The organism is Alteromonas oceanisediminis, assembly GCF_018474025.1.
Taxonomy (GTDB): Bacteria; Pseudomonadota; Gammaproteobacteria; order Enterobacterales; family Alteromonadaceae; genus Alteromonas_E; species Alteromonas_E oceanisediminis.
Window position 1 is genome coordinate 425,454 of the sequence record NZ_JAHCTA010000002.1, and the last position, 26,001, is coordinate 451,454.

Here is a 26,001-nt window from a genome sequence, read left to right on the forward strand (position 1 = left end):
CGAATAATTACGTTAATGATAACGGTTATTATTCGCAATGCAATAGATCTTGGCTTCAATGTGGGTGATTCTTACGTTATTCACTTAAACTTGCTAATCACGCGCATCCTTATGGGCGTCGAAATAGCGCGCTTTCTTTTTCGGTACAATTTTATGCATATCAGCTACGACCAACCCGTCGACACAGTCATTAAATTCAGGATCGATGTTAAAGCCCAGAAAACCGACACCACCTGTCTGACAGAATTCTGTATATTGCTTATATAAGGTGGGAACATTAACGCCCATGTTGGCCATTTGATGTTTAAACTGCTTAAACGCTACCTTGTATTCTTTTTCATAAAAAACAGACGCTTCCGGTGAGGCGCTAGTGTAGGGAAGTCGAGCTTCAACCACGGGATCCTTGAGTTGTTTAAGGGCAGGGAACTGGGCACGATAAAATTCAACCATGAGTTGAACTGCTGGCACTGGCAAACTGTTGCTGATACTGACGGGCCCGAATAGATACTTAAAACGCGGGTAACGACGCAGAAATGCGCCAATACCGAACCACAAGTAATCGAGACTACGTTTTCCCCAGTAGCGCGGTTGCACAAAGCTTCTGCCTAACTCTAAGCCTTGATTGTAAAGCACATCACACCGTTCCCGGTAATCAAACAGGCTAGCTGAATAGAGCCCTGTCGGGTGATCCGGAGCGGACAGCTTTTGCGCATCGCCAAAACGGTAAGCCCCGACAATTTCAAGATCATTTTCATCCCATAGAATTAAGTGATAGTAATAGCTGTCGTAAGCGTCGATGTCACGGCGGCGGTGTGTGCCTTCGCCTACGGCACGAAAAGCAACTTCTCTAAGTCGACCTATTTCACGCATAATTGCAGAGCTGCCCACATGCTTGTACAAGTAGATATGCTTGCCATCCTGCGTTGCGCCCAGTTTTTCGCACTGTGTGTGGATCGCCATGCTTAAGGTTTTGCGATCCTCAGGCAGTGCAATCGGTGCCTGTGTTGCAAACAAGGGCTTTCGATCGCTCCCCACGCGATACAAGTGCTGCTTGAACAATTTTGAAAGTTCAGGCAAACCTAAATTCATGGTCGCATAGCTGCTGTGCGGAATGATTTCACCAATGCGCATGGGTAAGTGTTTGCGCTTCTGCTTGAACATTTCTTTCACCAACAAGGCGGTCGCAAGGGGCTTGTACACCATCGACACCCCGTAAAAGACAGGCGAGTTCTTAGCATCAATGTAAACCGGTAAAATAGGCGCTTGGGCACTTTTTGCCATACGTAAAAAGCCGCTGTGCCAATGCGTGTCACGCACCCCTTCAGGCCGAAGCCGAGACACTTCACCTGCCGGAAAAATCAGAACAGCACCGTCGGATTGCAAATGTGATTGGATGCGCTTTAAATGCTGCTTGGGCGTCCCTCCCTGCATGTTATTCACTGGTAGAAGCATATCGTTGAGCGGCTTTATGCTCATCAATAACTGGTTAGCAACTACCTTCACGTCACGGCGAATTTCGCTGACAAACTGGATCAATGCCAGCGCATCAATTGAACCAATGGGATGATTAGCCACGATGACAAGTTTACCGTGCGTGGGAATGTTCTCGCGTTCGCTGCTGCGGACCGAAAAACTGACATTGAAATATTCAAGAACCTGCTCAATAAAATCAAGACCATGCAGGTGTGGATAGGCTTCACCAAACGCCTGAATTTCTCGCTCATGCAGCAGATGGCGCAGCAAAAAATGGGTTGATTTGAACAGTATTGGATGCTCTGCCAACTTGGGGTAATGTTGAGTCAGTACTTCATTTACGCTGAACATAGTCTGGTAATTTCCCTAGCCGGTTATGCGGCCTTGTTGTGAGAGGTTTGTGCTGAAGTCGGTATTCGCTGAGAGCGGCGTACGTCAACGGCAAGCTGGGTCCAATTGATTAAACTCAGCGAGCCGCTAGCGTCTTCAATGACGGCGGAACAGTTTTCAACCCAATCGCCGTCGTTGACGTAATGAATGTCGTCAACGTAGCAATTTTCAGGATGATGTATGTGGCCACAGATAACACCATCGAAACCGCGCTGCTGAGCACGTCGACAGGCCGCATTCCGATACCGACTAATTGCTTTGTTAGCGCCTTTGATGTGCTGTTTAATGTAGCCTGCGAGCGACCAATACTGACGATTGCGTAATTGACGCAGCCTGTTGTACCAGCGGTTAATACGCAGTAGCAATTCATAGCCTTTATCGCCCATCCAGTGATGAAACCAGCCGAGTGTGACATCTGAATCGAACTGGTCGCCATGCAGAACTAAATAGCGTTTTCCATTGGCCGTTACATGCGAAACTTCACGTTTTATTTCGATGTCGCCAAATTGCATGCCGCTGTATTTCTGCAGAGGTTCATCATGATTGCCGGGTAAAAAAACCACCCGTGTGCCTGAATGGCTCAGACTAATCAGTTTGTGCATCACATCATTGTGCGTTTTTGGCCAGCGGAACTGTTTGGACATTTGCCACATATCGACGATATCCCCCACCAGATATAGCGTGTCGCAATTGAGGCGGTTTAGGAAGTCGAGCAAAAGCTCTGCTTTACAGTCTTTATTGCCAAGGTGTACGTCCGACAACCAAATCGTCCGCGCATCGAATGTTTGAGTGTGCATGTGAAGTCCAAGTCCTTACGTTACTTGGAAACTTAGGCTAGCGTGCTGAATTGACAGTTAGGTGAACATATCATGACGTTGCTGTGACAATATCAGCAAGTCGATGAAACGGCGTCAGGGTAACCACCGTATCATCAACACAGGGTTATCAGGCTACCGGGTCTGGATGTCGGTGTTTGCCATATAGGCCGTAAACAAGGCCCATACTGCCTGATTCTGACGGATATCGTCGAGGTCAATTTTATCCAATGTGTCATTGGGAGTGTGGTGGTAATCAAAGTAGTATGTGCCATCCTGACGAAGGTTAACTACCGGTACATCATATTTGGGGAGCATCGAAACATCGGGCCCACCCGTCGCCTGATTATTTCCCTGTTCGACGCCTAGCGGGGCGAGCATGCTGAATAATCTACCTGCTTGCGAGAGTCCCTGCTCACTGAACAGCGTGTCCAGCTGGTAAATTTTGCCAGCGCCGAAATCACTTTCTGCGGCAACGACGATGTTATCAAGTTGGTCTTTATTCGCGCGAACGTATTCGAAAGCACCCACCAAACCAATCTCTTCGGCCGCGTACAAAATGACGCGTATCGTCCGTTTTGGTTGGCCGATTGTATCTTTGATTAATTTAGCCGCGGCCATCACGATACCCACACCGGCACCATCATCCAGGGCGCCTGTGCCCTCATCCCAAGAATCAAGATGTGCGGATATCAGCACTACGTCGTCGGGCTGCTCTGTTCCGATAAACTCACCAATCACATTGTATGTGGTTTGCCAGCCAAGCTCTTTGGCCCGCATATCAACGTCTAATGTGACGGTATGACCTTGCGCAATCATTGCTTCGATAATGTCGGCATCCGCATTAGATAGGGCACCGGCAGGAATTTTTTCAACATCGTCTGCGTAACGCATAATACCGGTATGCGCAAAGCGCGAGTTATCGGTGCCAACAGAGCGGATTAACACGGCTTGCGCCCCCAGTTTTGCTGCCTCAACCGCGCCTTGTACCCTGCCGCTAACCACAGGACCATAGCCCCGGCCAGCTTTATCACGCGTCATACGATGATTAATAAACACAATTTTGCCATTGACCTGCTCGGGTGACAGTTGAGTGAGGTGCTCCAGCGAACTTACCATCACCACGTCAGTTTGTAGACCACCTTCGGGTGTGGCGATTGAGCCGCCTAGCGCTGTGATCACCAGAGATTGGGGAAATGGGCTGACCACCGAAGCGTCAGCGAGACCACGAGACCAATTGCGCACCCGAACTGGCTCTTTGTACACACGATCAAATCCCAGTTGGTTAAATTTGCTCTCTGCCCATGCAACGGCACGCTTATCGCCTTCGCTACCGGGAATGCGTGGGCCAACCTCGACGGTCAGCGATTTTACAATGTCATACGCCAAGTCCGACTCATTGGCAGCGCTTAATAGCTGACTAAATTCATCGGCCTGAGGAGCCTCTGAGACTGGCATGTTTTCAGCAGGTAAAGTGCTGCTACACGCTGAAATGCCGATGCTAACAAGCGTCGCCAAAATAATGGTAAGGGAAGTGGTTGATTTCACTGCGTTATCCGAGCTGATTTATGATCCTAAATATCAGTGTATCGGAAGAGAGACTGGGGTGAAAGCGCTGATGAGGCATAAAAAAAGCGCCGAAAAGGCGCTTTTTACACTATTAATCACGTTATCGTAACCGTTAGGTTTCCCTGAATGGTTACGCTAGCGCTTTAATCTGTGCCGCAAGACGGCTCTTGTGACGTGCCGCTTTATTCTTGTGGATCAAACCGCGAGTTGCCATACGATCAAGCACTGGCTGAGCTGCAGTAAAAGCAGTTTGCGCAGCAGCTTTGTCGCCTGATTCAATAGCCGCAACAACTTTTTTCAAGCTAGTACGGGTCATGGAGCGACGGCTGGCGTTGTGCTGACGACGCTTCTCGGCCTGAATGGCACGTTTCTTAGCAGACTTAATGTTAGCCAAGGTGTAACTCCCAAAAAACAGGTAAAAATTAAGGGTGCGGAGTGTGCCTATTTGGTATCCGAAAGTCAACTGTTTTTAGGCTTTAGGTGTTGAATAAAATGAGCATACCCAGATTAGCACATTCGTACCGAAGAGTTGGGATTGGGCAAAGGAAAATTGATGCGTTGCGTTAACGAGTAAATCGCGGATAATTGGCCAGCGTTTTTCAACAATCATTGCCGCAGTGCGGAGGACAGGTGTCGGGTAAATTACTGCGTTCAGGGTTGATAGTCAGTGCAATGACGCTGATATCCAGAGTTTTAGGCTTAGTGCGAGATGTGGTAATTGCCAATTTGATGGGGGCAGGCGCCGCTGCGGATGTGTTCTTCTTTGCCAATAAAATACCGAATTTTTTGCGTCGCTTGTTTGCGGAAGGCGCTTTTGCGCAGGCCTTTGTGCCAGTGTTGACCGAAGTCCATCATTCCCAAACGAAACAGCAACAGCGTGAATTTATCGCGAAAATATCTGGCACGCTCGGTGCGATTGTGTTTGTTGTCACAGTGGTCGGTGTCATCGCTTCACCAGTGATTACCGCGTTGTTTGGTACCGGCTGGTTTATTGATTATCTTAATGATGAGCCTGATGGGGCAAAGTTTGAACTCGCATCCACTCTATTGAAGATAACGTTTCCGTATCTGGCTTTTGTCACCTTAGTGGGCGTGTCGGGTGCCGTGCTCAATACACTCAACCGGTTTGCTGTCGCTGCGTTCACGCCAGTACTGCTCAATGTGAGTATCATCGGTAGCGCAATCTATCTTGCGCCCGTTTTTGAACAACCCGCGTTTGCGCTAGCCTGGGGGGTTTTTCTTGGTGGTGTGGTACAACTCGCATTCCAAATCCCTTTTTTGTGGCAAGCCGGTTGCCTAGTTAAACCGCAGTGGGGCTGGCACCATCCGCAAGTTGTTAAAGTTCGCCAGCTAATGATACCGGCACTCTTTGGTGTGAGTGTCAGCCAAATAAACTTGTTGCTGGACACCTTTATCGCCAGTTTCTTGGTCACCGGCTCGATCAGTTGGTTGTACTATTCTGATCGGCTGCTGGAGTTTCCGTTAGGTCTGTTTGGCATTGCTATTGCGACTGTGATCCTTCCCACACTTTCGCGTGATCATGTCAGTGCAAATACGCACGGTTTTGCACGCAATATGGATTGGGCGGTGCGTATGGTGTGCTTTTTGGGGATCCCGGCTGCCACGGGCTTATTCGTATTAGCTAAGCCTATTTTAATCGTTATTTTCCAGCGTGGTGAATTCAGCTACCAAACCGCTGAAATGGCGTCTTACAGCTTAATGGCGTACAGCACCGGGCTATTGAGTTTTATGCTGGTCAAGGTGTTAGCGCCGGGATTTTTCTCGCGGCAGGACACCAAAACACCGGTAAAATTTGGCATTTGGGCTATGGCGGCAAACATGTTGTTGAATGTCATCTTTGCGATACCTTACGGTTACGTGGGTCTTGCCATCGCGACAAGTCTGTCAGCAACGCTAAATGCTGGGCTACTGTACGTTGCGTTGGTAAAACAGGGCGTTTTCAACCTATCGCGGCAAACGTTGGTGTTTATCGCTAAGGTCGTCATTGCCTCGGCCACAATGGCGGCTTTTGTACTGCACCAAAACACACAAAACTGGCAGACGATGTCTGAGCCTCAGCGTGTTCTTGAATTAACGTATCTCATCGTCGGGAGTGCAGTGGTATTTATCGTCGCAAGTCTGATTGTGGGGCTGCGCCCGTGGCAACTCTTACAAAAAGCCAAGCCTGTGACGTAAGTGCAGCGAAATGGCGCTCACTAAACCTGCCATTGTCGTTGGTATTCAGCCTAAGGTCGTCTATAATCGCGAGCTTTGTTATTTGATCATAGACACAGAACGTTTGGAGAATCGGTAGCGTGGAGCTTGTTCAGGGTTTACACAATCTGCGAGATAAGCATCGGGGATGTGTATTAACCATTGGGAAATTCGATGGCGTTCACCTAGGTCACCAAGCCGTGCTTTCGCAGCTCATCGTGCAGGCACGCGAGCGCAATCTGCCGGCAACGGTGATGGTATTTGAGCCCCAGCCAGAAGAAGTCTTTTTTCCCAACAAAGCACCCGCCCGGCTGAGCACACTGCGCGATAAGTATCGGGCGTTGCAAGCGTTGGGAATTGATAGGCTTGTGTGTGTTAAATTCAACGCAGCGTTTGCTGAGCAGTCTCCCCAGCATTTTATTGATGATCTGTTGGTTGACCGATTGGGCGTTGAGTTTTTGGTGGTGGGCGATGACTTTCGGTTTGGGAAAGCGCGTGAGGGCGATTTTGCCATGTTGGCAAAAGCAGGGTTGCGCGCTGGCTTCACAGTCGTTAACACGCAAAGCTTTCGTGTTGAGGATTGTCGCATCAGTTCTACAGCCATTCGTCAGGCTCTGCAAGCCGGTAATTTTGACTACGCTGAGCAAATGTTGGGGCGGCCTTTTTCCATTACAGGGAAAGTGGTTCATGGCGAAAAACGCGGCAGAACGATCGGCTTTCCGACCGCAAATGTGCTTCTGAAGCGGTTGCACACGCCAATAAACGGCGTGTTCGCGGTGCGTGTTGACGTGAGTGGTTCGCAGTACGCCGGTGTTGCCAACATCGGTCACAGGCCAACGGTGCACGGCACGCGTTCGCAACTTGAAGTGCATCTGTTTGATTTCGATGCACGGTTATACGGGCAAACCATCGCGGTTATTCCTACGGCGAAAATCCGTGAAGAACAAAAATTCGAGTCATTCGATCTGCTTAAAGCGCAGATCGTGAATGACGCGCAGCAGGCTAAAGTGTTGCTGCAGTCGGCAACTTAACCATTGGAACAAGCAATTCATGAGCCATTATAAGGACACCCTTAATTTACCTGATACGGCATTCCCAATGCGAGGCAATCTAGCTCAGCGTGAGCCAGAAATGCTCAAAGCATGGCAAGAAAAAAAGCTTTATCAACAAATTCGTGAAGCTAGGCAGGGCGCTAAACCCTTTATTTTGCACGATGGCCCTCCTTATGCGAATGGCAGTATTCACATTGGCCATGCGGTCAATAAGATCCTTAAAGATGTGATCGTAAAGTCAAAGACACTGTCGGGCTTCGATGCTCCCTATGTACCCGGTTGGGACTGCCACGGTCTACCCATCGAGTTAATGGTTGAGAAGAAAGTCGGTAAGCCCGGGCACAAGGTGACGCCTGCGGTTTTCCGTGCGCAGTGCCGCGATTATGCGCAGAAGCAAATCGACGGACAAATGCAGGATTTCATCCGTTTAGGTGTTTTTGGCGATTGGGCTAATCCGTACAAAACCATGGATTTTAGTTCTGAGGCGAACATCGTGCGTGCCTTAGCAAAAATTGTTCAAAACGGTCATGTTGAGAAAGGTTTTAAACCCGTTCATTGGTGTACAGATTGTGGATCGGCATTGGCAGAAGCGGAAGTTGAGTACAAAGACAAAATTTCCCCCGCTATTGATGTGGCATTCCCGTTAGCCGATGTCGATGCTTTTGCTACTGCTTTCGGTGTTGAAGAAGCCACCCTGACTCAGGGTAAAGCGGCATTAGTTATTTGGACGACGACGCCGTGGACCATCCCTGCGAACCGCGCCGTATCGCTACACCCTACATTGTCTTATGCGCTAGTGAACGTGCGCGCGCAAGGTGAAGAGCGGTTAATGGTGATGGCTGAAGAGTTAATCGAGAGCTGTATGTCGCGTTACAATGCACAGGCATACGATGTGGTGGCAGTGTGTGAAGGTCAGGCGTTGGATAAATGCCAACTTCAACATCCGTTATTTGATCTGCAAGTCCCGGTCATTTTGGGGGAACACGTTACCACTGATTCAGGTACCGGTTGCGTGCACACCGCGCCAGCTCACGGTGTCGACGATTTCAATGTCGGTAAACAGTATGGTATTGAAGTGTACAACCCTGTCGGCAGCAATGGTGTTTATTTACCGGGCACGCCGATGTTTGAAGGCCAGTTTGTTTTCAAAGCCAACGCCGGTATCACTGAAGCGCTGCGTGATGCAGGTAATCTTGTCTTACATGTGGAATACGAGCATAGCTATCCGCATTGCTGGCGTCATAAAACACCCATAATTTTTCGCGCCACGCCGCAGTGGTTTATCAGTATGGACAAAAAAGGGCTGCGTCAAGATTCAATCACTGAAATCCGCAACACGGAATGGATACCTGCCTGGGGTGAGAGCCGGATTGAAAAAATGGTTGAAGGGCGCCCTGACTGGTGTATATCGCGTCAGCGCACGTGGGGTGTACCGATCCCGCTTTATATTCATAAAGTGACTGGTGAGCTTCATCCCGATTGCGGCGCATTGATGGAGAAAGTGGCACAGGAAATCGAAAAAATCGGTATTCAAGCGTGGTGGGATATCGACGATGCTGAACTGCTTGGTAGCGACGCAGCAGATTACGAGAAAGTCACCGATACGCTGGATGTGTGGTTTGACTCAGGGGTAACTCATCATTTTGTTGTGGATTGTCGGGATGATATTCCCGCTCCGGCCGACTTATATCTGGAAGGCTCTGACCAACATCGTGGCTGGTTTATGTCGTCATTGATGACCTCAGTCGCGATGCATGACCATGCACCTTACAAGCAAGTGCTAACGCATGGTTTCACGGTTGATGCGCACGGACGGAAAATGTCTAAATCGATTGGTAATGTGGTTGCGCCTCAAGACGTCACGAACAAGTTAGGCGCGGACATTTTGCGGTTATGGGTGGCATCGACTGATTATCGCAGTGAAATGACAGTGTCTGACGAAATTTTGAAACGCTCTGCAGACGCGTATCGTCGTATTCGCAATACATCTCGTTTTTTACTGGCCAATCTAAACGGGTTCGATCCTGCTACTGATCTGGTCCCCGCCGAAAAAATGGTCGCATTGGATCTGTGGGCAGTGCAGCGAGCCGCAGAGGTTCAATGCAGTATAATTGCCGCGTACGATAAGTATGACTTACTCGATGTTACGCAGACACTCATGCAGTTCTGTTCCATCGAAATGGGCAGTTTTTATCTAGACATTATTAAAGATCGGCAATACACCGCCAAGACGGATGGCCTTGCTCGTCGTTCGTGTCAAACCGCGTTGTATCATATTGTTGAGGCTTTGGTTCGCTGGATGGCGCCAATCATGAGTTTCACTGCACAGGAAGTCTGGCAATCGATGCCCGGTCAGCGTAGTGAGTTTGTGTTTACCGGCGAGTGGTATGATGCGCTGGATAGTTCAACTGATAACACATTGGACAATGCATTCTGGCAGCGCGTGATGAAAGTGAAAACGGCGGTCAACAAAGCGTTGGAGTCTGCGCGTAAACAGGGTGAACTGGGCGGCTCACTGGAGGCCGATGTGACCTTGCATGTGTCGCCTTCACTCCAGCAGACTTTAAGTCAACTGGAGAATGAATTGCGCTTTGTGCTAATTTGCTCAACGGTGACGTTAACGCCAGCGAGTGATGCTCCAACCGGAGTCGAGCCTACGGATGTAGAAGGCTTGTGGGTGAGCGTATCGAAAACCAGCAATGATAAGTGTGTGCGTTGTTGGCACCATACTGCTGACGTGGGTTCTCATGAGGCACATCCTGAATTGTGTGGGCGTTGCGTTGATAATATCGATGGTCACGGTGAAGAGCGTCAATATGCTTAATACTTTCAAGATTTCGGGCCTGCGCTTTTTATGGTTGACGCTGATTGTTGTTATTCTCGATCAGTGGACCAAGTATGCTGTTGTTGACGCGATGCAATTGTACGAGTCGATACAATTGACCGGCTTTTTTAACCTGACCTATGTGCATAATTACGGTGCCGCTTTTAGTTTCCTGCATGACGCAGGCGGGTGGCAGCGGTGGTTTTTTACGGTGATTGGTGCAGTGGTGAGTGCACTGATACTGTATTGGTTACGTCAAACCTCACGTGAGCAAGTGCGTTTGCCCGTCGCGTTTTGTCTGATATTGGGCGGGGCGATTGGCAACGTTTATGATCGTCTGGCACATGGTTACGTAATAGATTTTCTCGACTTTTATTATCAGCAGTGGCATTGGCCAGCGTTCAATGTAGCCGACAGCGCGATTTTTGTGGGTGCAGCATTGCTTATCATCGATATGATTTTCGCGCCTGATGAAAAGTCCGCTTCAGCGTCATAGTGCAGCGATAATCCTAAAGGTATACGTATGAGTAACAATGTGATCAATCAAACCAGCGAAGTGCTGATGCACTTTGATTTGAAATTAGAAGACGGATCTGCGGCTGATAGTACGCGGGTGAACAACAAACCTGCCAAATTAGTCATGGGTGATGGCAGCCTGACCCCCAATTTTGAAGCGTGCCTACTGGGTTTAAAGGAGGGCGAGAAGAAAGCCTTTACGCTTAAGGCAGAGGATGCATTTGGTCAGCCAAACCCAGATAACATATACTACGTTGACCGGAGCAAGTTTAGCCATGATGAAGAGCTTAAAGAAGGCATGATCATGGGGTTCGCTCAACCTGATGGCAGTGAGCTTCCTGGCATTATCCGCAGTGTTGCAGGCGACTCGGTGACAGTCGATTTTAATCACCCACTGGCTGGGCAAACGGTCATTTTTGATGTTGAAATTTTAGCGGTAAAGAACAACATTACCGTCCATTAATTGCCAGTTCATTACTAGAGAGTAGTTACATGCAAATTCACCTAGCCAATCCACGCGGTTTCTGTGCTGGCGTTGATCGAGCCATCACTATTGTTGAACGGGCATTGGAGCTGTTCAATCCCCCTATTTATGTGCGTCATGAAGTTGTTCATAACAAGTTTGTAGTGAATGGGTTGCGTGACCGAGGCGCGGTTTTTGTGGATGAGATTGCAGAAGTGCCTGATGACAGTATTGTGATATTCAGTGCGCATGGCGTGTCGCAGGCTGTACGCAATCAGGCTGATAGCCGAGGACTCAAAGTGTTTGACGCGACCTGTCCGTTGGTTACCAAAGTTCATATGGAAGTGACGCGTGCTTCAAAACGCGGTACAGAATGTATTTTGATTGGTCATGCTGGGCATCCTGAAGTGGAAGGCACTATGGGGCAGTACAGCAATAGTAAGGGCGGTATCTATCTTGTGGAGTCGGAGAAAGATGTAGAGTCTCTTACCGTTAAAGACCCGCAAAATCTGTATTATTGTAGCCAGACGACGTTGTCGGTCGATGACACCGCCGATGTGATTGATGCACTACGCGCTCGCTTTCCTGCTATTGAAGGGCCGCGTAAAGATGATATTTGCTACGCAACGCAAAATCGTCAGGATGCGGTACGTGATCTTGCCCAAGATTGTGATGTCGTTTTGGTTGTGGGCGCGCAAAATAGCTCCAATTCAAATCGCTTGCGTGAACTTGCTGACAAAATTGGAGCAACTGCCTACCTGATTGATAGTGCCGATTGTATTCAACAGAGCTGGCTAAGCGGCGCTGAGCATGTTGGTGTGACCGCAGGAGCTTCTGCGCCGGATATTCTGGTTCGGCAGGTTGTTGAACGTTTGCAGTCGTGGGGCGCAATCTCAGCGACTGAACGTCAGGGCCGCGAAGAAAACGTAGAATTTGCCGTGCCCAAAGAGCTACGTGTCAAACAGATCGCCTAATTTACAGCCTGTACTGATGATACTATTCAGTACAGGGTAGGTTTTTTAATACCTAATCCTCAACCATAATAACCTTCGTATCACTAAACTGCGCTACAGTATCGTCATGAAATTGTTTGTAGCGCATGCTGCAGCGGGCGTTTTTAGCCCATCGTGAGATGACAACTTTGCCGATATGAAGGTTATGAATTTGCTTAAATTACATCGACATCAATGCCCGAAAACGTCGTCGCGACTATCGCGCCAGATGGGCGTGGGTATGATCGAGGTGCTCATCACTCTATTTATCCTATCGGTCGGTTTACTTGGGGTTGCATCACTCCAATTTATTGGCTCTTTTGCCAATGCTGATGCGCTCAGCCGCACGCAATCAGTACTGGTGGCACAGCAAATGAGCGAACGCTTGCGCGCCAGTGCGGTATCCTCCACCGAGGGCGATGGTATGGTCGTGGCCAACGAATATTTCGATGCCAACCTATACAACTTCAATAATTTGACCTGTGTCACAGGCGCATCGCCCTACGATTGTTTTTGTCAAACTCACCCAGCGGCGGTACCTGATTGCAAAACTAACACCTGCACCGCAGCACAGTTTGCTGCATTTGACGCCTATGAAATGTCCTGTGCCGCGGTTAATACCAATCCGACTATCGAGATGGAACTAAGCTGTGCTGACAACGACGGCACCGATACCGACGTGTGCAGTGTCGGGTCGCGTCATCGTATCGTGCTGGCATGGCCCGTTGAGAACTGGCAAGGTAATGCAAGGGAATATAATGCTGAATGCAATGCTGGGCGCACGGGTGATCACGATTGCGTTATTGTAGAGGTGACGCTATGAGCCGTCTTAAGAGTGTCAAAAAAGCGCGCGGATTTACCCTGATCGAGATCATGATCACGCTGGCGCTTGGGTTATTGATTTCTGGCGCTGTTATCCAAGTTATGGTCAGCAATTCCGTCACAGATCGTCTCAATCGGGCGATTGCGTCTGCGCAGGAAAGTGGCCGATTTATCGTCAATCGGTTACGCAGCGATGTGATTGAAACTGGCTTATACAACCCAATGTCAGGCGCGCTAGATCGCAGCGTTGATATTGTTGGTGAAGCCGCTTTTGTGCAAAACCACCCAATCCCGTTGCCAGGCGACTTTGTCTCTCGTGCCGGACTAGGCGCACAGGAGGGAGCGAATGGTGACAGCGATACGCTTGTGGTTAGCCTACAGGCGCAAAGAGACTGTCGCGGGTATACCTTAGGGTATCCGGCTGGTGCAGAGTTTTACGTTGTGAATGAATACTTTGTGGATGGACGGCAGCTAAAATGTCGCGGATTTGACGGGCGTTTTTTACGCGGGCAACGCGCTGCCGTTGGGCATAACGGTCATGCCGCGTTTACATTGCTGGACGATGTAGAGAGCTTTCAGGTGCTTTATGGTGTCGCAGACAGCGCCATTGCGGGTGACAACTCAGCACGACCTGTGCAATACATCAATGCCAATTTACTGAACGCCCGACTTGCTGCGGGTGGTCAAGTGGTCGCACTACGGTTGGCTGTATTAGTGCGTGGTGATGGTCAGGTGAGTCTAGATCCCGCTCCTACTTTTAAATTGCTGGATGCCGATCCGGTGACACCCGGCAATCAACATATCTATAAACAGTTTGAAGTCACTATTGCGTTGCGCAATGTAAAGAATTTTGTTCGGAGTATTAGTCGATGAAAAGTCAAATTACGCAGCAACAGGGCTTGGTGATGGTGTTTGCGCTGCTGGTGCTACTGTCACTGACCATACTGGGTGTCGCATCCGTGTCGAGCAGCTTATTACAGAATAAGATGGCCACGTCGATGGAACAATCCTCCTTAGCCTTTGATGCGGCTGAGGCCGCCATCGCCGGGGTGGTGTTTGAATCTGAAGACGAGGTGCTATTGACCGATCCGCTTTTACTCGACCCATTATCACAAGCACGGCAAGGGAACGTTTTTGATCCTACTGCTCAACAGCTTAGCTGCTTTGAAAATGCGAATTGGACTAACCGTACTGTGACTCAGGCTGGTCTTTCAACGGGTTCAAATCATAACAATGCCGGTAGCTACGATAATACCCCTCCGCTGAACAGTTGGTCGCGAACGGCGTTTGTGCGCGAGCAGGCGTGTCGAGGTTCAAGTAATGTTATCGGTGGCAGCAATATCAATTGTCATGTTTTTGTTGTGCGTGGCTGCGGTCAAATTAATAACAACGGTTATGTCGTAGCCAATAGCTTGACTGCGTCAGTATTTGCGCCAGCGTCGCAATAATGTGTGGGCGATACAAAGCCCAATGAGAGGTAGTACTATGATGTCAACAATTCAGCGTAGCGTTCTCACCGGATGCGCCAGCATTGTGCTATCGAGCATGATTGCACTAACGGCGTTTGCTGATGATCTGGAAATTTATTTAGGAACAGGCAGCAGTGCGGTTACGTACAACCCGAATGTACTTTTCATTATGGACACCTCCGGCAGTATGGGGGCGAAAGATGGCACTAGCGAGTCACGCATGTTGCGCGTGCAAAATGCACTCAAGGATGCACTGAACTCGGCAACCAATATTAATGCCGGCCTCATGCGTTTCTCTGATTTTGGTGGGCCAGTGCTGTATCCTGTGCGCGGTATTGATGATCCCGTACTGCCAGAAATTATTACCTCAACCGCTACCAGCAACGATGATGCTTATGAAATAAACAGCGCTGTGAATGTGACGAGCAACCAACTGATTCTGACTCAGGGAACCGACACCGTACACAGCGGTTTCCGTTATCAGGATCTCAACATTCCACGCGGAGCCACCATCACAAACGCGTTTATTCGGTTAACCTCTGGTCAGCTAAACACCAGTAGCTCAACACTGACGATCCGCGCCGAAAAAACCGGAGACTCGACGGCGTTTAGTACCAGCAATCGCGATATTTCTGACCGCACAACGACCACCAATGAAGTTGTGTGGGACACTGATAATGACTTTCCGTTAAGTGAGGAGAGTATTGTGAGTCCGAGTTTGGTGGACGTGATCCAGGAAGTGGTCGATCAATCCACGTGGTGCGGAGGCAACAGTCTTAATATTTTGATCGAAGGGACCAGCTCTGATGGCAGCAGTAATCGCAGAGCACTGTCCAATGATGAGGGGACTGGTTTGTCACCGCAACTGGTATTGTCCTACGACGACAGCAGTGCGACAGGGTGCGTGAAAGGGCGTCTTACCTATCAGGTCAATGCCAATCAAAACAACGCCGAAGAACGTTCCAATGGTTATGAATCAACCGGTAGTGAACTGACCTTCAGAGATAGCGCAAATGACTATGTGGGTGTTCGCTTCAACAATATCAATCTGCCCCAAGGTGCGACCATTACCAACGCTTTTTTAGAGTTTACGGCCTATCAAACCAGCACGGGAAGTGCTTCGATGCGAATAGAAGGTGTGAATGAAGATGATCCGAATGACTTCTCGCCGTACTACCGCTACATGTTGCGCAATAAGCCGAAAACCGTCGGCGTCAATTGGTCCAATATACCAGCATTTTACAAAAACAATGTGTACACAAGCCCCCCTGTAACTGCGATTGTGCAACAAATTGTCAACCGCTCGGGGTGGAGACCAAACTACGAGATGATGTTTGTATTTTCTGACTTTGATGGGTCACGAGGTGCTTACACTTACAAAGGAAAACCATCGGGCTCTGTGCGTTTAATTGTTGAGTATCAGGGAAATGCAGTACCAGGCACAACAGCTACCGTTAGGCAGCATTTGGTCAGTAAAGTGGATGAACTCAGCGCGAGCGGCTTTACTCCAATCGTTGATACATTGTTCGAGGCGTCTCAATATTATGGCGGTGACGATGTTTATTACGGCTTGGCGCGCGGAACCAATTCCGTTAGCAGCACTGTACGCAAGAATACCCGAGTGAGCCACCGAGCGTCATACGTAGGCGCTGACTCGGTGCGTCCTTTCGGCTGTACCGAAGACAACCTGAGTGATTCAGACTGTATCAATGAATACATCCCGTCAGGCGCAGAGTATATTTCACCGATCACCGATTTGCAGTGCCAAACAAATAACCACATTGTGCTGCTGTCTGATGGTGAGGCGAACAACAATCACAGTGTCGACGAGATTGAAGCGCTGCTGGGTAAAAGTTGTACCGGCTCAGGTGGTGAAAAATGCGGTATTGATTTAGTTAAAAATATCAGCAACTCGAATGATTCTAAAATCGATGCACGGGTTATTACTCATACCATTGGTTTCGCTGCCAACAGCACGGCGAATAACTTTCTCAATAATCTGGCTATCCAAAGCGGTGGCGGCTTCTACACGGCAGATAACAGTGCCGACTTGGTCGAAGCATTTCAGACCATTCTGCGTTCCGTAAAAGATGTCAATGCAACCTTCGTGTCTCCAGGGGTTGCCGTTAACCAACTGAATCGCTTAACTCACCGTGATGAACTGTATTTCGCGTTATTTAAGCCGTCTGAAGGAACCATTTGGCCCGGCAACTTGAAGAAATACAAGATCAATGGCGACAAGGTCTTGGATAAAAACGGGCTTGATGCCGTAGACAGTGTGACTGGTTTCTTCGCGGAAAACAGCCATTCTTACTGGTCTACGCTATCGGACGGAAACGATGTCCGAGAAGGCGGGGCAGCAAGTAAAGTGACTCTCAGCCGCAATATCTACGCGTTTGAAAATCCAGGTAATATTGCGACCAGTGGCAATCGCTTGCATGAATCCAATTCATCCATCACTGAACAGGATTTGCTCGTCGAGTCGCTTTCCGGTTCAAGTGTGGTTCGCGATACCGTACTCAAGTGGGCGCGCGGTGTCGATGTGCGTGATGATGATGGCGATGGTTCGACGTCCGATGAGCGTCTGCAAATGGGGGACCCTATCCACAGTCAACCGGTGATCGTCAACTATTCAGCAACCGATAGTGCAATACTGGTTGCAACTAACCACGGGTTTTTGCACTCCATCGATGCACAAACTGGCACAGAGAACTGGGCTATTATCCCCAAAGAATTGTTAGCAAACTTGCACGATTTATACCGCGATACCTCTACGTTTAACCATATTTACGGCTTAGACGGTGACATGGTGCTGCGAACCGTGGGTAGCAAAACCTATTTATATGTGGGTATGCGTCGCGGTGGTAACAATTATTATGCATTTGACGTGACCAGCAAAGCGTCGCCAAAACTGGTTTTCACTATTGAAGGCGGAAGCACTGGCTTTGAATCCTTAGGTCAAACCTGGTCACGCCCCACGATAACCAAGATCAACATGGGTGGCTCGGTACGGAATGTGATGATTTTCGGTGGCGGTTACGATGATGATCAAGATGACAAGCTGGTGCGCTCACCTGATGCCGTAGGGAATGCTGTGTATATTGTCGATGCCGATACCGGTGCACTGCTATGGACAGCGAGTAACGCTGGCGCTGATTTAAATTTACCTGCAATGCAGTACAGCGTGCCTGCACGCATCTCTGTGATAGATCGTGATAATGATGGATTTGCCGATCACATGTATGTCGCCGACACGGGCGGTCAACTGTTCAGGTTGGATATTTACAATGGTGAGTCTGGAAGTGATTTAATTAAAGGCGCTTTGATGGCGGAGTTTGGTGGTAATACTGCGGAAGAAAACCGTCGCTTTTACTATGGCCCTGATGTATCGGAAGTGGCATTGGGTGATGAATTGTATTACGCCGTTGCATTGGGAACCGGTTTCAGAGCAGGGCCCCTAGATACAACCATTGAAGATCGCTTCTATATGCTTAAAGACACAGGCGTATTTAGTATCGATGCGAATGGTGATTTCACCTTGCCAACAACGCCTTATCAACAGTCAGATTTGTACGACGCGACTAACCATTTACTGACCTCTTCAGACAGTAATGAGCGCGATATTGCGTCTAACGCGCTAGCGAATAAAGATGGCTGGATGTTACAGCTCACCACGGGAGGAGAAAAAGTTTTGTCGTCACCGTTGATCTTGGACTACAAAATCTTTTTTACAACCTACGTTCCGGCCAGCTCTAGCACTAGCTCTTGTGCGCCGCCTACAGGCAATAGCCGCGCTTATTTGGTGAATCTCCTCAATGCGAATGCGGTAGATGATCTTAACCAGACAGGTGAACTGGACAGTAATGACCGCTTTGCGCAGTTAAAACAGACGGGTATTGCACCGGATACAAAGATTCTCATTGAGGATATCGTCGAGCCGGTGGTGTGTTTAGGTACCGAGTGCGTGTCTGCGGTTATCAGTGTTGATAACAATGGCAATGAAATCGCTTGTGGGTCTGACTTTGAATGTTTAGCACGCAACATTTATGGTCGGTTTGAACGCGTGCAACGTAGTAGTTGGGAAACCGAAGTTGAAAGAGATTAATATGTCAAAAACGTCACAAAACGCAGTTTCGGGTTTTACGCTGATTGAACTTATGATCGTAGTTGCCATTGTCGGCATCATTACGGCCATCGCTTATCCGTCCTATCAGGGCATGATAAAAAGTAGTCATCGCAGCACTGCTCAAGCCGATCTCATGGCATTTGCGGCAGCGATGGAGCGCCATAAAGCAGCCAACTTTACTTATGAGGGCGCTGCACAGGGCGGAGGAGACACGGGTAAGCCGGCTATATTCCAATCTCACTCACCCGCGTCTGAGCCTGCAGTGAACAAGCGTTATGATCTCACCATTGATGTCGTCTCCGCAAACGGCGTCAGTTATCGCCTAAAAGCTTCCCCGGCATCGGGCACTGAGCAAGTCGGCGATGGCAATCTATTTGTATTTAGTGATGGCCGAAAAGCATGGGATAAAGACGGAAGCGGTAGCTTATCCAGCGCTGAATATTGCTGGAACTGCTAGAGCGTGCTCTAGGGTCAGTTTAGACGACGCTTAAATAGCGTCGTCGTTTTCTTCGCCGGTACGGATACGGATAGCACGTTCTACAGGGTAGACAAACACTTTCCCATCACCGATTTTGCCGGTTTTCGCACAAGACACGATGGTTTCTACGGCTTGGTCAACCAGATCATCAGCAATAATCAACTCCAACTTCATTTTAGGCAGAAAATCAACTTGATACTCTGCGCCCCGGTACATTTCAGTGTGGCCTTTTTGTCGACCAAAGCCTTTCACTTCGGTGACTGTCATACCCGAAATACCAATCTCGGAAAGTGCTTCGCGCACATCGTCTAATTTAAACGGCTTTATGATTGCCTCGACCTTTCTCATGCTGTTCGTTTCCTAATTATGCTTCATCGTAAATCGTGGGTATCGGAACCCGCTTATGTTGTGTTTTATGATAAATGGCCATCAGCTTTTTTTCCACGTCAGCATCAACATCGCGACCTTCTAAAAAATCGTCAATCTGGTCATAACTGATCCCCAAAGCCTCCTCGTCCGCCTTTTGCGGTGTCAGCGATTCTAAATCCGCCGTCGGTGCTTTTTCGATGATATGCGCTGGTGCCCCCAATGCGGCCGCTAGTTGACGTACTTGGCGTTTATTCAGACCAAAAAGAGGGGCTAAGTCACAAGCGCCATCGCCGTACTTTGTATAGAAACCCGTGATATTTTCAGCAGAATGATCAGTGCCTAGTACCAGCGCGTTTAACATGCCAGCAATTTCGTACTGGATCACCATACGCGTTCGTGCCTTAACATTACCTTTGACAAAGTCTTGTTTGTGTTCGTTATCTGGCAACAGATTGGCTGATGAAAGTGCTTCAATAGTGGCAGCATGAATAGCATCAGCACCGGGTTGAACATTAACATTAATAGATTGTGAAGGGCTGATAAACTGAATTGAATCTTGGGCGTCTTGTTCATCGGCTTGCTGCTGATAGGGTAAACGCACGGCAATAAACTGGTAGGGCGCTTGGCTTGCATCGCGCGTTTGATTTAGTTCGTCGACGGCACGTTGAGCCAATTTGCCTAACGTACAACTATCAATACCACCACTGATGCCAAGCACCAATGCGCACATTCCAGATTTTTGCAGCTGTGACTGGATAAACCGGGTGCGTCGCGCAATCTCTGCGTTTGCGTCAATGACAGGAAGAACCCGCATCTCTTGGATAATCTGGTGTTTTGTCATAGCGTTTGCCATTTGTCTGTCGTGTCCTGAGTAAAATGAAAATGATTGACGTATAGTCTATGGTAATTATCAGTGAAACAAGATACCCAATTCAGACAAAATTAGCGTATCTTTTATCAGTCACTTTATCATCATGCAGGAAATAATGCGCAACCAAACCGGTGTCACATTGCTGGAAATGTTAATCACATTAGCCATTGTTGCTATTGTGTTGACCACGGTTGCCCCCAATGTTCAAAGCATTCTGATCCAAAACCGCATTACTGCTGAAATTAATGAACTGAGCGGCGTCATTCAATACGCGCGGCATCATGCGATTGATCAGCAAATTGATACCTTAGTCTGTCCGTCAGATGATTTCTCATCGTGCACAACAAATTGGGGGCAGGCAAAAATGGTCTTCGCCGATGAAAATGGTGATGGCTCGCGGGGTAACGACGAACCCATTTTGGCGGCGACTGGCGTCACGCATCCTGTTAATGTATTAACCGGGCCAAATGGGTCAATGCGATTCTTAGCCAGTGGTGCGGTTGCTGCACCGGCAGTCCTGCGATTATGCCATGAAAATGATGAAGCGGAGTATGCTAGAGCCTTAACGATAAGCTTACAAGGCCGGGTGAAAATGAGTCGTGATGATGACAACGACGGTATTCACGAAGATGATACCGGCGCTGCCCTTGATTGTAATTAGGACGCTTTAGTGGTTAACGCCACCTTCACCATGCACGTGTCCGTGAGCAATTTCCTCTTCGGTGGCCTCACGCACGTCGACGATTTCTACGTCGAAAGTGAGTTCAATGCCTGCGAGCGGGTGATTACCATCTACAACGACTTCATCGTCAGACACATCAATGATGGTGACCGACTGGTCGCCCCCATCTGTCGTCGCCCGAAACGACATGCCGACTTCAACGTCCATACCTTCAAACATTGACTTTGGAACCGCTTGCATCAGATTTTCATGGCGTTCACCGTAAGCCTTTTCCGGTGGAATGGTGACATTGAAACTATCACCTTTCGACTTGTCCGATAGTGCCTCTTCGAGCCCTTGCACCAGAAAACCACGGCCATGCATAAAGACCAATGGCTTACCATTGCGTGACGAGTCGATTTCGACCGCGTCAGGGGAGCTTACTGTGTAGTGCATAGTCACCACGTTATTTTGTTGGATCATTCAATTTCCTGTTTATTCATCGAAAGAGTAGGGCAACGGTTCAACAACAAGATGCAAATCAGGGGCCGCCTTGAAACGGAGTTCTTCACCCATTTGTGTATCGTTACTTAACACGGCAAGCACCCAGAGTTGATTGTCCACCAATGCTGATTGAAGCACTGTGCCACCACGTCGCCAATTGTCGCCGACGGCTTTTTCAAGCATATCACCTGCTTCGACAGATTTCGAATGGGCGGCCTCCGTATCCTGAGAACGTAACAGATAAGTCGCACGTTTGTTTTTGCCCAGATACTTAGTACGAGCCACAACCTCCTGACCCATATAACACCCTTTTTTGAAGTCGATAGCATTGAGCAAATGCATATTCAACATCTGTGGCACAAACTCATGACTGGTTGCCTCTTCAATGGAAGCCCAGCCATTAACAATATTTAACCCATGCCATAATGATTCATCATGCTGCTCACTATGTGTTAACAGCGTTTGAGCAGCTTCACTGCTGCGCTGGAGACTGATCAGGTAACGAGGCTTCGTAGTATAGCGGTCCAGAAGCGTGATGACCCAACCCAATTCGCTGTGTGTTGTACCGTGGTGCTCGGCAGACAGCGACGGAAAATAAGACTGAAGCTGCGATTTTGCATCATCCCCGGCGGCGCCAAAAAACACCCGCTCATCCGGTGGAACTGCGCCTATTTCCACTTTAGAAAACACCCCGTATTTTTTCAGCTCGGCTAAACAGGTCGGTTGTGCAGACTTCTGCACTAAATACTCTATCCCGCCACGATGCTTCAGCAATAAACCGACATTCCACAACTTGCCTTTAAAGTCACAGTGGCAGGCCAACAGGCTATTGGTTTCATCTAAGCGCTGCACATTAATAGTAACTTGGCCTTGCAAGTAGCTCTCAGCTTGTTCCCCTTCGAGGCGAATAGCACTGAGCTGCGTGAGTTCGCAGATAAAGTTGTTAGGTATGTTCAGTGAATGAGGCATAACATCTCGTCGTGTGATGAGGTTCAGTTAAGAGGCAAAACTCCGCGCCGCCCCCGCTTTTCTTGGTGATTAACTTAATATGCGGTCGCTGTTTAGGATAACAAGCGAAAATTCAAAATCCAATGTGCGATGAGTACAGTAAACACGGGTGTATTTGCGTGGTATATTTCGCGCTGAACAATGCTCTAAGGAATAGTATGTTTTCTGAGAAACGTTATGCTCGTCTCAAATGGGCGTGCCGCCGTGGAATGTTAGAATTGGATGTACTACTCATGCCATTCGTAGAGAGTGGTTTTCATGAGTTAAATGAATCAGACAAAGTCGAGTTTGAACGCTTGTTGACCAGCGATGATCCAGATTTATTCGCGTGGTTTATGGGTCACCAACGCTGTGAGGATGCTGAACTTAGGCGTATGGTTGAACACATATTGTCTCGTGTCAAAGTGTGAAATAATTTATCCACTGGGGTTCAGTCCTTTGTGGGCGACCCTGCTATCCGCATTGGCCTCCCTACCGCCCATTATCGTCGTAACCGTCTCACAGGCGTTGTCAATGAGCGCGCTAATGGGGTTCATGTTGCTGTTCGGTGTGGTGTTTTTGCGTGTTTATGGGTGTCTTATCAGCTCGGTGGGCTCAGGGGTATTGCGTTTGCGCTGTATCGATAACCATCAGGTAAGCTTGATAGAGGGGTTGCTCAAAGATAACCAAGAGCAACGCTTTCAAGTGGGTGACGGTTCACTGGTAAGCCGACTGTTTGTAGTGCTTCAGTTGCGAGATCTTGAGCATCAAAATATCAAAGAACCGAAGAGTCAGGTTCGCTACTTGTGGCTATTTTTACCCAAACTGAGTGAAGCGTCACAGCGAGCATTGGCGCGACACGTGGTGCAGAGCCGATGAAAGACCTGTGCGGGCATCTTGCTAGCGCAATGTCACATTACGTATACAGTGAGCCTGTCAGGCCGGGCCTGCGTGGAGGCGGTGTTAATATGGTGGGCTCAGCTTTGTCGAGCTGGTCCGGATAATCTACGTTGTAGTGCAAACCCCGACTTTCCTTGCGCTCAATAGCGCAGCGAACCATAAGCTCAGCGACAGTAACCAGGTTTCGTAGCTCAAGCAGGTTGTTGCTGATTTTAAAGTTAGCGTAATATTCATCAATTTCCTGCTCAAGCAGTTGGATCCGCCTGAGCGCTCTTTCCAGTCGTTTGTTGGTGCGTACGATGCCAACGTAATCCCACATAAACAGCCTGAGTTCGTGCCAGTTGTGTTGAATAATGACCTCTTCATCTGAGTTGGTGACCCGACTTTCGTCCCATGGTGCGATTGTCTGGCTACTGAAAGGTTGGTCAAGGTGTGTCTGAATATGTGAGGCGGCCGCGTGGGCAAACACGATGCACTCCAGTAGCGAGTTACTTGCCATACGGTTAGCACCGTGCAGTCCGGTGCAGGCGACTTCACCAATCGCATAGACATTTTCAAGATCGGTACGCGCATCAAAATCGGTCATTACTCCACCACAACTATAATGCGCGGCAGGCACGACGGGGATCGCCTGGCGAGTAATATCGATACCTAGCGAACGGCATTTGCGATAGATTGTCGGAAAGTGTTTGACGATAAAATCCGCTGGCTTATGGCTGATGTCGAGGTACATACAATCGGCACCCAGTCGTTTCATCTCAAAGTCGATCGCGCGTGCAACGATGTCACGCGGCGCAAGGTCGGCTCTCTCATCAAATTTATGCATAAACTTGGTGCCGTCGGCATGACATAGAAAAGCACCTTCGCCGCGCAGGGCCTCGGTGATCAGGAAGTTACGCGCTTCCGGGTGATACAGGCAGGTAGGGTGAAACTGATTGAACTCCATATTGGAAATCCGACAACCCGCTCGCCACGCAAGCGCGACGCCATCGCCACTGGACACATCTGGATTAGATGTGTATTGATAGACTTTACTCGCGCCACCAGACGCCAACACCACGAATCGGGCTCTGATCACTTCAACGTGTTCTTGATTTCGAGACCACACATAGGCACCGATACAGCGCTTCCTGTGTGGCTTCTGCATAATCAGATCTATTGCATTATAACGCTCAAAGATATGGATGTTCGGATGTTGTGCTGCCGCGTCGTTGAGTGTTAACTGTACGGCTTGACCCGTCGCATCAGCCGCATGCAGGATGCGCCGGTGACTATGGCCACCTTCGCGCGTTAGGTGATACCTTGTCTCGCCACTGGGCGTCGTTTCTGTGTCGAACGGCATACCAAAATTAATCAGCCACTTCATACACTCCTTGCCACGTTCGGCAGTGTACCGTACCACCGATTCATCACACAGTCCGGCACCCGCATTGAGCGTATCCTGTACATGTGACTCAACCGAGTCATCTTCATCAAAAACTGCCGCGATACCACCTTGTGCGTAGCGGGTTGCTCCCTCGTTTCTTTCACTCTTACTGAGCACGATAACATGGCAATGATCGGCCAACTTGAGCGCTAGACTAAGGCCCGCGGCACCGCTACCAATAACAAGCACGTCACATTGATGTTCTACACTCACAGTGGAGGGCAGTGACTGAGAGGCGGTTCGTGGTTGCGACATTGAAGTTCCAAATGTAAGACTGAGGGTTAGCGCTACTAAAAGCACGCTATGAAAGGTATCATTTCTTTAAAATCAAAGAAATTGTTCAGGTTATATTAAGAAAAATTTTTTAATATCGAACTTTTACGATTCACCCCAGTCTATTGTATTGCTTGCATGAGCCATGCGGTGAAAAGGTTATGGAGAAAAGGCTCGAATGAGTGAGCAAATTACCGACCAGCAGTTGGTCGAGAAAGTACAGCGCGGCGATAAAAATGCGTTTAATCTTCTGGTTACTCGTTATCAGCATAAAGTGATGCATTTAGTGAGTCGCTACGTGAAAAGTTCTGGGGATGTCGCTGATGTTACTCAGGAAGCCTTTATCAAAGCGTATCGTGCATTACCGAGTTTTCGGGGCGACAGCGCATTTTATACCTGGCTTTACCGTATTGCGGTGAACACAGCGAAGAATTATCTAGTGTCGCAGGGGCGCAAGCCACCCAGCAGCGACATTGATGCGCAGGAGGCCGACTACTACGAAGGCGGCCAAGCGCTACATGACACAGCAACGCCAGAGCGTTCACTGTTGTCGAATGAAATTGAAAACACTCTGTTTAGGGTGGTAGAACGGTTGCCTGATGATTTGCGCATGGCTATTACCCTGCGAGAGATTGAAGGGCTAAGTTACGAAGAAATCGCCGATGTGATGGATTGCCCAGTCGGTACGGTACGGTCGCGGATCTTCAGAGCAAGGGAAGCGATCGACAAGGTTATTCAACCATTAATGCAGAATTGATGATTGTTTGATCAATGGTTAGTATGTATGGGCCAGTCAAAGAAGAGAGT

Annotated in this window: 24 protein-coding genes; 15 read left to right on the plus strand and 9 right to left on the minus strand. The window is 48.8% G+C overall.

The annotated features are described in order from the left end of the window. Window positions 1-93: 93 nt before the first annotated feature. The 4 genes from KIU71_RS05070 to rpsT all read right to left on the minus strand — a co-directional run bounded on the left by KIU71_RS05070 (window position 94) and on the right by rpsT (window position 4,641). Window positions 94-1,824, minus strand: a complete 1,731-nt coding sequence (locus KIU71_RS05070) for a GNAT family N-acyltransferase (protein WP_214130083.1) — start codon at window positions 1,822-1,824, stop codon at window positions 94-96. Between the two features lie 23 nt (window positions 1,825-1,847). After that, complete coding sequence (locus KIU71_RS05075) at window positions 1,848-2,660, minus strand: UDP-2,3-diacylglucosamine diphosphatase (protein ID WP_214130084.1); 813 nt, start codon at window positions 2,658-2,660, stop codon at window positions 1,848-1,850. 153 nt (window positions 2,661-2,813) lie between these two features. Then, window positions 2,814-4,226, minus strand: coding sequence for a M20/M25/M40 family metallo-hydrolase (locus KIU71_RS05080; RefSeq protein ID WP_315853242.1), 1,413 nt, complete (start codon window positions 4,224-4,226; stop codon window positions 2,814-2,816). A 151-nt stretch (window positions 4,227-4,377) separates the two neighbouring features. Beyond that, window positions 4,378-4,641, minus strand: coding sequence for a 30S ribosomal protein S20 (gene rpsT, locus KIU71_RS05085; RefSeq protein ID WP_214130085.1), 264 nt, complete (start codon window positions 4,639-4,641; stop codon window positions 4,378-4,380). 236 nt (window positions 4,642-4,877) lie between these two features. Here rpsT and murJ point away from each other — a divergent pair, with 236 nt between their 5' ends. The 11 genes from murJ to KIU71_RS05140 all read left to right on the plus strand — a co-directional run bounded on the left by murJ (window position 4,878) and on the right by KIU71_RS05140 (window position 19,182). Continuing rightward, window positions 4,878-6,443, plus strand: a complete 1,566-nt coding sequence (gene murJ, locus KIU71_RS05090; protein ID WP_214130086.1) for a murein biosynthesis integral membrane protein MurJ — start codon at window positions 4,878-4,880, stop codon at window positions 6,441-6,443. Window positions 6,444-6,562: 119 nt separating this feature from the next. After that, on the plus strand, window positions 6,563-7,492 hold the full coding sequence (ribF, locus tag KIU71_RS05095) for a bifunctional riboflavin kinase/FAD synthetase (protein WP_214130087.1): 930 nt from the start codon (window positions 6,563-6,565) through the stop codon (window positions 7,490-7,492). 19 nt (window positions 7,493-7,511) lie between these two features. Further along, on the plus strand, window positions 7,512-10,337 hold the full coding sequence (gene ileS / locus KIU71_RS05100; RefSeq protein WP_214130088.1) for an isoleucine--tRNA ligase: 2,826 nt from the start codon (window positions 7,512-7,514) through the stop codon (window positions 10,335-10,337). After that, window positions 10,330-10,833 (plus strand): signal peptidase II, encoded by a 504-nt coding sequence (lspA, locus tag KIU71_RS05105; RefSeq protein ID WP_214130089.1) that lies wholly within the window; start codon window positions 10,330-10,332, stop codon window positions 10,831-10,833. The genes ileS and lspA overlap by 8 nt, the downstream gene beginning before the upstream one ends. A gap of 27 nt (window positions 10,834-10,860) precedes the next feature. Then, on the plus strand, window positions 10,861-11,316 hold the full coding sequence (fkpB, locus tag KIU71_RS05110; RefSeq protein WP_214130090.1) for an FKBP-type peptidyl-prolyl cis-trans isomerase: 456 nt from the start codon (window positions 10,861-10,863) through the stop codon (window positions 11,314-11,316). A 29-nt stretch (window positions 11,317-11,345) separates the two neighbouring features. Then, the gene (gene ispH, locus KIU71_RS05115) at window positions 11,346-12,290 is read left to right on the plus strand and encodes a 4-hydroxy-3-methylbut-2-enyl diphosphate reductase (protein ID WP_214130091.1); all 945 of its coding nucleotides are present in this window, start codon (window positions 11,346-11,348) and stop codon (window positions 12,288-12,290) included. A gap of 184 nt (window positions 12,291-12,474) precedes the next feature. Then, window positions 12,475-13,131 (plus strand): pilus assembly protein PilV, encoded by a 657-nt coding sequence (locus tag KIU71_RS05120; RefSeq protein WP_390881770.1) that lies wholly within the window; start codon window positions 12,475-12,477, stop codon window positions 13,129-13,131. Continuing rightward, complete coding sequence (locus tag KIU71_RS05125; protein ID WP_214130092.1) at window positions 13,128-14,003, plus strand: PilW family protein; 876 nt, start codon at window positions 13,128-13,130, stop codon at window positions 14,001-14,003. Before KIU71_RS05120 ends, KIU71_RS05125 begins: the two co-directional genes overlap by 4 nt. Further along, the gene (locus tag KIU71_RS05130; protein ID WP_250207258.1) at window positions 14,000-14,578 is read left to right on the plus strand and encodes a PilX N-terminal domain-containing pilus assembly protein; all 579 of its coding nucleotides are present in this window, start codon (window positions 14,000-14,002) and stop codon (window positions 14,576-14,578) included. Before KIU71_RS05125 ends, KIU71_RS05130 begins: the two co-directional genes overlap by 4 nt. 37 nt (window positions 14,579-14,615) lie before the next feature. Further along, on the plus strand, window positions 14,616-18,704 hold the full coding sequence (locus KIU71_RS05135; RefSeq protein WP_250207259.1) for a PilC/PilY family type IV pilus protein: 4,089 nt from the start codon (window positions 14,616-14,618) through the stop codon (window positions 18,702-18,704). 1 nt (window position 18,705) lies between these two features. Next, window positions 18,706-19,182, plus strand: a complete 477-nt coding sequence (locus KIU71_RS05140) for a type IV pilin protein (protein ID WP_214130093.1) — start codon at window positions 18,706-18,708, stop codon at window positions 19,180-19,182. 30 nt (window positions 19,183-19,212) lie between these two features. Here the strand turns inward: KIU71_RS05140 and KIU71_RS05145 are convergent, their stop codons facing one another. Further along, the gene (locus KIU71_RS05145; RefSeq protein WP_214130094.1) at window positions 19,213-19,551 is read right to left on the minus strand and encodes a P-II family nitrogen regulator; all 339 of its coding nucleotides are present in this window, start codon (window positions 19,549-19,551) and stop codon (window positions 19,213-19,215) included. Window positions 19,552-19,567: 16 nt separating this feature from the next. Further along, entirely contained in the window at window positions 19,568-20,413 is an 846-nt protein-coding gene (nadE, locus tag KIU71_RS05150; protein WP_214130095.1) for an ammonia-dependent NAD(+) synthetase, read from the minus strand. Between the two features lie 145 nt (window positions 20,414-20,558). Between nadE and KIU71_RS05155 the strand changes: the two genes are divergently transcribed. Then, window positions 20,559-21,104, plus strand: a complete 546-nt coding sequence (locus KIU71_RS05155) for a GspH/FimT family pseudopilin (protein ID WP_250207260.1) — start codon at window positions 20,559-20,561, stop codon at window positions 21,102-21,104. Between the two features lie 6 nt (window positions 21,105-21,110). Here KIU71_RS05155 and KIU71_RS05160 read toward each other — a convergent pair whose 3' ends face one another. Both KIU71_RS05160 and ygfZ read right to left on the minus strand, forming a co-directional pair. Next, on the minus strand, window positions 21,111-21,587 hold the full coding sequence (locus tag KIU71_RS05160; RefSeq protein WP_214130097.1) for an FKBP-type peptidyl-prolyl cis-trans isomerase: 477 nt from the start codon (window positions 21,585-21,587) through the stop codon (window positions 21,111-21,113). 12 nt (window positions 21,588-21,599) lie between these two features. Further along, the gene (gene ygfZ / locus KIU71_RS05165; RefSeq protein WP_214130098.1) at window positions 21,600-22,577 is read right to left on the minus strand and encodes a tRNA-modifying protein YgfZ; all 978 of its coding nucleotides are present in this window, start codon (window positions 22,575-22,577) and stop codon (window positions 21,600-21,602) included. A 197-nt stretch (window positions 22,578-22,774) separates the two neighbouring features. Between ygfZ and KIU71_RS05170 the strand changes: the two genes are divergently transcribed. Together KIU71_RS05170 and KIU71_RS05175 are read left to right on the plus strand one after the other, a co-directional pair. Further along, on the plus strand, window positions 22,775-23,026 hold the full coding sequence (locus KIU71_RS05170) for an FAD assembly factor SdhE (protein WP_214130099.1): 252 nt from the start codon (window positions 22,775-22,777) through the stop codon (window positions 23,024-23,026). Window positions 23,027-23,129: 103 nt separating this feature from the next. Further along, on the plus strand, window positions 23,130-23,474 hold the full coding sequence (locus KIU71_RS05175; RefSeq protein ID WP_214130100.1) for a hypothetical protein: 345 nt from the start codon (window positions 23,130-23,132) through the stop codon (window positions 23,472-23,474). Between the two features lie 37 nt (window positions 23,475-23,511). Here the strand turns inward: KIU71_RS05175 and nadB are convergent, their stop codons facing one another. Next, window positions 23,512-25,176, minus strand: coding sequence for an L-aspartate oxidase (gene nadB / locus KIU71_RS05180; RefSeq protein WP_214130101.1), 1,665 nt, complete (start codon window positions 25,174-25,176; stop codon window positions 23,512-23,514). A 196-nt stretch (window positions 25,177-25,372) separates the two neighbouring features. Here nadB and rpoE point away from each other — a divergent pair, with 196 nt between their 5' ends. Continuing rightward, complete coding sequence (rpoE, locus tag KIU71_RS05185; RefSeq protein ID WP_214130102.1) at window positions 25,373-25,951, plus strand: RNA polymerase sigma factor RpoE; 579 nt, start codon at window positions 25,373-25,375, stop codon at window positions 25,949-25,951. The last annotated feature ends 50 nt before the right edge of the window (window positions 25,952-26,001 follow it).

What these genes read in the sequence shown, in the direction of transcription:
- KIU71_RS05135 (WP_250207259.1), top strand. Translation starts at nt 14,616, where the DNA reads ATGATGTCAACAATTCAGCGTAGCGTTCTCACCGGATGCGCCAGCATT.
- nadB (WP_214130101.1), bottom strand. Translation starts at nt 25,176, where the DNA reads ATGTCGCAACCACGAACCGCCTCTCAGTCACTGCCCTCCACTGTGAGT.
- KIU71_RS05175 (WP_214130100.1), top strand. Translation starts at nt 23,130, where the DNA reads ATGAGCGCGCTAATGGGGTTCATGTTGCTGTTCGGTGTGGTGTTTTTG.
- fkpB (WP_214130090.1), top strand. Translation starts at nt 10,861, where the DNA reads ATGAGTAACAATGTGATCAATCAAACCAGCGAAGTGCTGATGCACTTT.
- KIU71_RS05070 (WP_214130083.1), bottom strand. Translation starts at nt 1,824, where the DNA reads ATGTTCAGCGTAAATGAAGTACTGACTCAACATTACCCCAAGTTGGCA.
- KIU71_RS05170 (WP_214130099.1), top strand. Translation starts at nt 22,775, where the DNA reads ATGTTTTCTGAGAAACGTTATGCTCGTCTCAAATGGGCGTGCCGCCGT.
- KIU71_RS05125 (WP_214130092.1), top strand. Translation starts at nt 13,128, where the DNA reads ATGAGCCGTCTTAAGAGTGTCAAAAAAGCGCGCGGATTTACCCTGATC.
- KIU71_RS05145 (WP_214130094.1), bottom strand. Translation starts at nt 19,551, where the DNA reads ATGAGAAAGGTCGAGGCAATCATAAAGCCGTTTAAATTAGACGATGTG.
- ispH (WP_214130091.1), top strand. Translation starts at nt 11,346, where the DNA reads ATGCAAATTCACCTAGCCAATCCACGCGGTTTCTGTGCTGGCGTTGAT.
- KIU71_RS05155 (WP_250207260.1), top strand. Translation starts at nt 20,559, where the DNA reads ATGCGCAACCAAACCGGTGTCACATTGCTGGAAATGTTAATCACATTA.
- lspA (WP_214130089.1), top strand. Translation starts at nt 10,330, where the DNA reads ATGCTTAATACTTTCAAGATTTCGGGCCTGCGCTTTTTATGGTTGACG.
- KIU71_RS05075 (WP_214130084.1), bottom strand. Translation starts at nt 2,660, where the DNA reads ATGCACACTCAAACATTCGATGCGCGGACGATTTGGTTGTCGGACGTA.
- nadE (WP_214130095.1), bottom strand. Translation starts at nt 20,413, where the DNA reads ATGACAAAACACCAGATTATCCAAGAGATGCGGGTTCTTCCTGTCATT.
- rpoE (WP_214130102.1), top strand. Translation starts at nt 25,373, where the DNA reads ATGAGTGAGCAAATTACCGACCAGCAGTTGGTCGAGAAAGTACAGCGC.
- KIU71_RS05130 (WP_250207258.1), top strand. Translation starts at nt 14,000, where the DNA reads ATGAAAAGTCAAATTACGCAGCAACAGGGCTTGGTGATGGTGTTTGCG.
- KIU71_RS05140 (WP_214130093.1), top strand. Translation starts at nt 18,706, where the DNA reads ATGTCAAAAACGTCACAAAACGCAGTTTCGGGTTTTACGCTGATTGAA.
- KIU71_RS05160 (WP_214130097.1), bottom strand. Translation starts at nt 21,587, where the DNA reads ATGATCCAACAAAATAACGTGGTGACTATGCACTACACAGTAAGCTCC.
- ygfZ (WP_214130098.1), bottom strand. Translation starts at nt 22,577, where the DNA reads ATGCCTCATTCACTGAACATACCTAACAACTTTATCTGCGAACTCACG.
- KIU71_RS05120 (WP_390881770.1), top strand. Translation starts at nt 12,475, where the DNA reads ATGAATTTGCTTAAATTACATCGACATCAATGCCCGAAAACGTCGTCG.
- ileS (WP_214130088.1), top strand. Translation starts at nt 7,512, where the DNA reads ATGAGCCATTATAAGGACACCCTTAATTTACCTGATACGGCATTCCCA.